At 43.7% G+C, this 6,261-nt stretch carries 6 protein-coding genes, 5 tRNA genes and 1 rRNA gene; 9 read left to right on the top strand and 3 right to left on the bottom strand.

Translation table 11 applies throughout. The features are described from left to right. Positions 1 to 29: 29 nt before the first annotated feature. A 5S ribosomal RNA gene (gene rrf, locus AACT21_RS05140) occupies positions 30 to 145 on the top strand. 29 nt (positions 146 to 174) lie between these two features. After that, positions 175 to 251, top strand: a tRNA-Asp gene (locus tag AACT21_RS05135). 274 nt (positions 252 to 525) lie between these two features. On the opposite strand, the gene pssA is transcribed toward AACT21_RS05135, so the two are convergent. Then, a complete protein-coding gene (pssA, locus tag AACT21_RS05130; protein ID WP_013857962.1) occupies positions 526 to 1,866 on the bottom strand; it encodes a CDP-diacylglycerol--serine O-phosphatidyltransferase in 1,341 nt (446 codons plus the stop codon). A 98-nt stretch (positions 1,867 to 1,964) separates the two neighbouring features. Continuing rightward, positions 1,965 to 2,447, bottom strand: coding sequence for a GNAT family N-acetyltransferase (locus tag AACT21_RS05125; RefSeq protein ID WP_013857960.1), 483 nt, complete (start codon positions 2,445 to 2,447; stop codon positions 1,965 to 1,967). An 8-nt stretch (positions 2,448 to 2,455) separates the two neighbouring features. Between AACT21_RS05125 and murB the strand changes: the two genes are divergently transcribed. Both murB and birA read left to right on the top strand, forming a co-directional pair. Beyond that, positions 2,456 to 3,502 (top strand): UDP-N-acetylmuramate dehydrogenase, encoded by a 1,047-nt coding sequence (gene murB, locus AACT21_RS05120; RefSeq protein WP_094164601.1) that lies wholly within the window; start codon positions 2,456 to 2,458, stop codon positions 3,500 to 3,502. Next, a complete protein-coding gene (gene birA / locus AACT21_RS05115; protein WP_094164600.1) occupies positions 3,499 to 4,461 on the top strand; it encodes a bifunctional biotin--[acetyl-CoA-carboxylase] ligase/biotin operon repressor BirA in 963 nt (320 codons plus the stop codon). The genes murB and birA overlap by 4 nt, the downstream gene beginning before the upstream one ends. A 13-nt stretch (positions 4,462 to 4,474) precedes the next feature. On the opposite strand, the gene coaA is transcribed toward birA, so the two are convergent. After that, positions 4,475 to 5,398 (bottom strand): type I pantothenate kinase, encoded by a 924-nt coding sequence (gene coaA / locus AACT21_RS05110; protein WP_010318972.1) that lies wholly within the window; start codon positions 5,396 to 5,398, stop codon positions 4,475 to 4,477. A 212-nt stretch (positions 5,399 to 5,610) separates the two neighbouring features. Between coaA and AACT21_RS05105 the strand changes: the two genes are divergently transcribed. From AACT21_RS05105 to AACT21_RS05085, 5 genes are all read left to right on the top strand, one after another. Beyond that, positions 5,611 to 5,686: transfer RNA gene (locus AACT21_RS05105), tRNA-Thr, on the top strand. A gap of 30 nt (positions 5,687 to 5,716) precedes the next feature. Then, positions 5,717 to 5,801, top strand: a tRNA-Tyr gene (locus tag AACT21_RS05100). Positions 5,802 to 5,835: 34 nt separating this feature from the next. Next, positions 5,836 to 5,910, top strand: a tRNA-Gly gene (locus AACT21_RS05095). Between the two features lie 10 nt (positions 5,911 to 5,920). Next, positions 5,921 to 5,996: transfer RNA gene (locus AACT21_RS05090), tRNA-Thr, on the top strand. A 101-nt stretch (positions 5,997 to 6,097) separates the two neighbouring features. Further along, positions 6,098 to 6,261: GTP-binding protein (locus AACT21_RS05085; RefSeq protein WP_254917232.1), on the top strand; the 164-nt coding region annotated here is incomplete at its 3' end.

Below are 6,261 nucleotides of genomic sequence, written 5' to 3'. Positions count from 1 at the left end.
CGAAACAGCTTTCCGAATTAAGAAATTTGCTTGGCGACCATAGCGTTGTGGACCCACCTGATTCCATGCCGAACTCAGAAGTGAAACACAACAGCGCCGATGGTAGTGTGGGGTCTCCCCATGTGAGAGTAGGACATCGCCAGGCTTTGAATATTGTCTAACCAGACACGCTGCGGAGCGGTAGTTCAGTTGGTTAGAATACCGGCCTGTCACGCCGGGGGTCGCGGGTTCGAGTCCCGTCCGCTCCGCCACTTATTAAGAAGCCCTGCTAGTAATAGCAGGGCTTCTTTCGTTTGAGTTTCAATGAGCTGCTTAAGTCGTTTTAAGCTATCTCTATTGCAACTAGATTCCCTGTGCTTATTCCTTGATGTCCTCTTGAGCGCTGAACTTCTTTTGGCTTATGTTCATCGAACAGAGTAGCTGCATGAAAGGCGCTACTATCTCAATCAATAGCCATATGAAAACAACGTGTAGGCATATAAAAAAGCCGACACGTTGTGTCGGCTAATCGTCTAGTGTTGTGCTTTACAGAATCTGTTTGAGCACTCTATCGGCCTTAACTCGCGTTACTTTGCGCAGTAGTTTTTGTACCGCATCAGGGTAGTTTTCTATCTTCTCTAGTTGTTTGTAGGTACAAACAAGTTGAGTATGTCGAAGGATGTTGTCGATCTCTTGCTCAAACTTAGGTGTTAAGTGGTGATAGTGATCTTGGATGAGAATGGCATTCTCGAGATCGAGCTTCCATGCTCTTGGATTTAAGTTATTACCAGTGATCAACATATAGCGCTTATCCACCCATACGCCTTTTAGATGGAAGCTATTCTCTTCATGTTTCCAGAGATGGATAGAAAGATTTCGACTGGCAATATGGGCTTCATTTACTTTGGCAAAACGGCGTAGATTAAGCTCATATAAATAAGGTAAGCCGCCGATTGTCTTGAAGGTTTGCTCTGGGGAAATATAGAAATCGTTTGCCGTTTTATCGCCAACGACAATGTGAACTTTTACACCCCGTTTCAATGCTTTCTTAACTTCTTTAGCGACACTTTTTGGAAAATTGAAATACGGAGTGCAGATAAAGACTTCATCTTTAGCATGAGCGATCAGTTGGTTAATATTGTGGTTGAGTTTATTTCGACGCTTTCCAATACCTACCAGTGGCGTCAAAGCCACTTGATCGGCTGTTGGGATCTGTGACTCAAACTCATAGTTTGCTGTTGCTAGAGAGGCTCTAAATTGCCGAATGTCAGTTTTGATATCTTTCGTCGTTGGCTTCGATGTGTTTGATAAGTCATTGACAGCAGGATGACTTATCATTTTTTGCTGAATAAATTGTACCATGCTATCGGCAAGAGATTGATTGTCGATGGTGTGATAGCGGTCGAATCGATAGCGCTCTTTGTGATGCAAATAAACGTTATTAAGGCTTGCTCCGCTATAGATCACCTGGTCGTCGACAATAAAACCTTTGAGATGTAAAACACCAAAAACTTCGCGGCCTCGCACGGGGATGCCGTATACGGGAATGGCGTGTTCGTGGTTCTGAGAGAACTCTTGATACATTGAAGCATTGCCTTCCGAAGCGGCCGCACCAATTAATCCACGTTGCGCTCTATGCCAATCAACGCAAATCGCAATATCTAAGCCAGGGTTTCTTTGCTTGGCATTATATAGCTCCGTTAAAACTTCTCTGCCTGCTTCGTCATCTTCTAAATACAGCGCTACAAGATAGATTCGTTTACTTGCCTGACGGATCGACTGGATCAGATGATTTTTAAATTCTTTTGCCGAAAATAAAACTTCAAAATGATCCGGTGATTGTGCGATGGTCGGCAATCGCTCGAATGGGTTTCTATGAGCAATCATATTGGATGATTTACCTTACTTATTTGCAAAATTGCGAACTGGGGATATTACCAAATTCAACGGTTCAATTGCTAGAAAAGCCGCGCATTCTCGTCATACTAGCCTAGGTATCTCATAGGAATGAGATCTTTACCACTGGATACATAGCGCTCAAACCGTTGCATAAGAGCTATTGGTAGTTCTTCTGTCATTATGGAGTGAAAACCATGACGAGCATAAAAGGGCTCAAGATGAGCGTATGCGAAGCAATAATCTTGATTATTGAGAATATTCTCGCTGCAATAATTGAGCAACTGCGACCCAATCCCTTTTTTTTGGTTTTCTGGCAGCACAAGCATGCCAGTCAGTAATCGATATACATCAATATTTTTAAATCTGACAACAGCAGATATCTGCCCATCGAGCGTGCCTATAACGCACAATTCATCTTTCCTAGCTTTTGCTGAAGGGTAATGTTCTTTGTACATTCGCTTGATCAAAGGAAGTTTTATCGGGGGGAGTATGTCAAATTGTAGTTGCCACATTTCTTCCTGCTTCGAATAGTTATCTGTTGTAGAATGGCGTGAGTTTAATTTATCCATAGAATGCCATGCAATTACATCCCAATGCGAGCTTAAAAAAATACCACACTTTTGGCCTAGAACAATCTTGTCAATTATTAGCTGAAGTTTTCTCTGTGCAAGATTTGGTGGAAATTTACCAGAGCGCAGAATGGCAAACTTTGCCTAAGTTGATGTTAGGAAAAGGTAGCAATGTCCTTTTTACTTGTGATTTTCAAGGAATGGTTTTAAGCAACCAACTGAAAGGGTTACAGCACACGCAGGATGATAATTACCATTATTTGCATGTTTCTGGTGGTGAGGATTGGCCTTCACTTGTTGAATGGGCAGTGAAGCAAAATATTGCAGGTCTTGAAAATTTGGCTTTGATACCTGGTTGTGCAGGTTCTGCTCCTATCCAAAATATTGGCGCTTATGGTGTAGAGTTTCAAGATGTGTGTGATTACGTTGATTATCTCTGTTTAGACTCCTTAACCGTCAAGCGCCTGAGCGCCAAACAATGTCTATTTGGTTATCGTGATTCTATTTTTAAGCACGCTTTGCACAGTAACGCGATCGTTGTAGCGGTAGGACTAAAGCTATTGAAGCAATGGCAACCCGTACTGAATTATGGACCTTTGCAAGAACTGGATAGTCACACCTGCCAAGCTATTGATATTTATACACGGGTATGCGCTACTCGCAATGCCAAATTACCCGATCCGCGGGTGCTAGGTAATGCAGGAAGCTTTTTTAAAAATCCAATTATTAGTTTAGAACATTGGCAGGCTCTTCTTGAGAGTTATCCCGATCTTGTTTCTTACCCCGTGGAAGAAGGCAGAAAAGTAGCGGCTGGGTGGTTGATTGATCAGTGTGGGCTCAAAGGGTATAGCTTAGGTGATGCTCAAGTGCATCCGAAGCAAGCTTTAGTGTTGGTAAATAAAGGTAGCGCTACAGCCTTTGATGTTATTCAACTAGCGATTAAAGTTTGCATAGCAGTTCAGGATAAATTTTCGATATCTTTAGAGCATGAAGTCCGATTTTTAGATGCGATGGGTGAAACGAACCTTGAGCATCTTGCTAAGGAATTAAAGTGAAAGAGCACAGTGTCAAACTATCATTACTTCGTCATCTGGCCAGTGGCGAGTTTTGTTCTGGTGAGTTGCTAGGAGCAGAACTTGGTATTTCTCGCGCTGCAGTCAGCAAGCATATTAAAGGGATTCAGGAGTGGGGAATTGATATTTTCCGCGTTCAAGGCAAAGGCTATCAGCTTGCTCAATCACTGAATCTACTTGATGCGACACAGATCCAAAATGCCGTGCGTAACCCTGTCGAGCTTTTCCCCATTATCGATTCAACCAACCAATACCTGTTAGAACGTGTAGATAACCTTGCTTCGGGCTGCGTTTGCTTAGCAGAGTATCAGGCTAATGGACGGGGTCGGCGTGGGCGTCAGTGGATATCGCCTTTTGGCAGCAATCTTTATGTTTCCATGTACTGGCGGCTCGACGCGGGGATGGCGGCCGCAATGGGGCTTAGCCTTGTGGTCGGGGTCGCGATTGTGGAAGCGCTAGCAAGCATCGGATTTGACGGTGTAAAGCTTAAGTGGCCGAACGATCTCTATTTTCAGGATAGAAAGCTGGCGGGCATTTTAGTCGAAATGACAGGGCAGGCTGGCGCAGCGGCACATTTAGTGATTGGGATGGGAATGAACATTTTCATGCCCGAAAATGAGCAAGCCATTGACCAGCCATGGGCAAGTTTGTCGCAGGTAGCCGACGGTCTGAAAATAGACAGGAACTTGCTCGCTATTGTCTTTATTCAATCATTAGACCAAGCGCTACGTGATTACGAGCTTTATGGGATGAAGGATTTTATACCGCGCTGGAATCGACTCGATAACTTTATTGGTCGAAAAGTTAAACTGCTTATGGGCCCCAAAGAGGTCTATGGCGTGGTGCACGGGATCAACGAATATGGAGCGGTGTTGCTAGAAACAGAGAATGGAATGGAGAGTTACATTGGTGGCGAAATATCGTTACGCAAGGCAGAGTAACCGCTTTACCAAACTATTTTCTTAGTAGTATCTCTTCCACAGTATGATTGAGGCCTTTACGCAAAACTAACTGAGCGCGCTCTTTGGTCGGTAAAATATTATGTTGCAGATTTTTACCGTTGATCGAGTGCCAGATGCTCTCAGCTTTTTCTCTCGCCTCTAGCTCAGACAGTTTTGTGTAGTGGCTAAAGTACGATCCCGTCTCCTTAAAGGCGCTGTGACGAAACTTCATAAAGCGTTCAACATACCACTTTTCAATAAGTTGACTGTCCGCATCGACATACAGTGAGAAATCTAAGAAATCAGATATAAACACTCGATGTGGATCGTGTGGATAATCCATGCCGCTTTGCAAGACGTTCAATCCTTCAATGATCAACACATCTGGCCTATCGACGACTTTCTCTTCAGTGGTGATGTCGTAAGTAAGATGTGAATAGATCGGTGCGCTTACATTTCTTTTTCCTGCTTTAACATCCGACACAAACTGTACCAGACGTTTCATATCATAAGATTCAGGAAACCCCTTTTTCCCCATAATTCCTCTCTCATTAAGAATTTTGTTGGGAAAAAGAAACCCATCTGTCGTGATCAGTTCAACTTTGGGATGATTCTCCCAGCGTGAAAGAAGCGCTTTTAACAAACGCGCCGTAGTACTTTTCCCAACGGCGACACTTCCTGCGATGCCAATGATAAAAGGAGGCGATATATCGGTATTACCGAGAAATTGATGCAAAACCGCATTTCGGCTTTGTCTGGCGGCCACGTATAAATTAAGTAAGCGAGCCAAAGGCAGATAAATCTCAGCCGTTTCTTTCATCGTTAGGTTTTCATTAATACCTTGTAGCTCTTTTAAGTCAGCCTCAGAGAGAGTCATCGGGACAGAGTTACGTAGCTCGGCCCATTGATTGCGATCAAAAGAGATATAAGGACCCATAAAATACCTAACGATGAATGACATAAAAAAGAAGAGGATGAAACATACATTAAGGTGAAAAGAATGGAAATGCCTTAAACGATAGAATTGAGTGAGAAAACGCATTTTGCTTGAAAAAGCAACGAACAGGCGAGATTTATGGAAAATTGGTTTTTTTTTAATATTTAGGCTTGCAAGGCTGAGCATCATTCAATAGAATGCGCTCCACTTATGCCGACTTAGCTCAGTAGGTAGAGCAACTGACTTGTAATCAGTAGGTCACCAGTTCGATTCCGGTAGTCGGCACCATTCTTTTTCGAAAGAATGAAGAAAAAATTTGGAGGGGTTCCCGAGTGGCCAAAGGGAGCAGACTGTAAATCTGCCGGCTCCGCCTTCGATGGTTCGAATCCGTCCCCCTCCACCATATTCTTAAGGAAATAGCTCTCAGAGTTACGTGTGCGGGCATCGTATAATGGCTATTACCTCAGCCTTCCAAGCTGATGATGCGGGTTCGATTCCCGCTGCCCGCTCCAATTTTTGAGTGCTGATATAGCTCAGTCGGTAGAGCGCACCCTTGGTAAGGGTGAGGTCCCCAGTTCAACTCTGGGTATCAGCACCAGCTCTCCAAGCAATTATCTCCTTTTGATATATACTCCTTACCAATAATTTTGGTTGCGTGGTCATCAAAGCCACCTAAATCCGTACCTAGAGGGACAACTCATGTCTAAAGCAAAATTTGAACGTACGAAACCGCACGTAAACGTTGGTACTATCGGCCACGTTGACCACGGTAAAACAACTCTAACTGCTGCTATCTGTACTACACTTGCAAAAGTGTACGGTGGTGAAGCGAAAGACTTCGCATCTATCGATAACGCTCCAGA

The organism is Vibrio sp. V08_P9A1T1, from assembly GCF_963874405.1.
Lineage (GTDB): Bacteria > Pseudomonadota > Gammaproteobacteria > Enterobacterales > Vibrionaceae > Vibrio > Vibrio anguillarum.
The sequence above is the reverse complement of the archived record's forward strand: the minus strand, read 5'-3'. Positions and strand labels throughout refer to the sequence as shown.